Here is a 1,256-nt window from a genome sequence, read left to right on the forward strand (position 1 = left end):
CCCGCGCGAGCTCGACGGCGTCAGCGCCCGGGCCGCGCGCCAGGAGGCGCGCACAGCGCTGGCCGAGGTCGGCATCGGCGAGCTCGCCGACCGGTTCCCCGACGACATGTCCGGGGGCCAGCAGCAGCGGGTCGCGATCGCGCGCGCCATCATCGGCGAGCGACGCCTGATCCTCGCCGACGAGCCGACCGGCGCCCTCGACACCGAGACCGGCGAGGAGATCCTGCAGCTGCTGCGTGCGCGCTGCGATGCGGGTGCCGCCGGCGTGCTGGTCACCCATGAGGCGCGCCACGCTGCCTGGGCCGATCGGGTCGTGTTCCTCCGTGACGGTGTCGTGGTCGACGAGACCGGTGCCGACCGGGTCGACGTCCTCACCGAGCACGCTGCGCGATGAGCCAGAACCTGTCGACCAGCGGCGGCTGGCGGGTGGCCCTGCGCCTGGCCCGTCGCGAGGCGCTGCGCCGCAAGGGGCAAACCGCACTGATGCTGGTGCTGATCTGCCTGCCCGTGCTCGCCGTCAGCGCCGCCGCGATCGTGTGGCGGACCGCCGACGTGTCCAGCATCGAGGGCATCGACCGGCGGATGGGCTCGGCGCAAGCTCTCATCGAGACGAGCTGGAGCGACAACATCGTCCAGAGCCCCGACCCCGAGGCCGGCGGCTACGGGAGTGCCGACAACGAGGACAACGAGGAGGCCATCCTCGACGGGACCGACCTCGCCGCTGTTCGGGAAGCCGTGGGCCCCGACCGCCCGATCACCGTCTTCGGCCGTGACTCGATCGGCTTCCGGACCGAGAAGGGCATCGGCGACCTCGAGGCGTTCACGACCGATCTCGCCAACCCGATCACCGACGGCCTGTTCCAGCCGATCAGCGGTCAGTACCCGCCCGGGCCCGGCCAGGTCGTCGTCAACCAGGCCCTCGCCGATCGTGGGCCCCGTGTCGGCGACACGCTGACCGCGGTCCGCAAGCTCATGGACGGGACCGAGCAGACCTTCGAGCTCAAGGTCGTCGGCATCGCCGAGAGTGCCGGATCCAGGGGCTACCCCTTGGCAGTGGCCCTGCCAGGAGCGTTCGGAACGGGCGAGAGCACGATGGGCCGCTGGTTGGTGGGCGGTGACCCGGTGACCTGGGACGATGTCAAGGAACTCAACGAGATCGGCCTGCTGATCACCTCTCGGGCCGTCCTCACCGACCCGCCGGACCACACCGGTCCCGACGGCGTCCCTGCAGAGGACGGCATCGACGACATCACGAT

At 71.3% G+C, this 1,256-nt stretch carries 2 protein-coding genes; both read left to right on the forward strand.

Features of this window, described 5'->3' with window-relative positions; genetic code table 11:
* A partial coding sequence (locus ACOADB_RS04065) for an ABC transporter ATP-binding protein (protein ID WP_378596652.1) occupies positions 1-394 on the forward strand: 394 nt, incomplete at its 5' end.
* Positions 391-1,256 (forward strand): hypothetical protein (locus tag ACOADB_RS04070; protein ID WP_378596653.1); only part of this gene is annotated, 866 nt, incomplete at its 3' end. The genes ACOADB_RS04065 and ACOADB_RS04070, both read left to right, overlap by 4 nt.

The organism is Nocardioides sp. CPCC 206348 (assembly GCF_048654705.1).
Lineage (GTDB): Bacteria > Actinomycetota > Actinomycetes > Propionibacteriales > Nocardioidaceae > Nocardioides.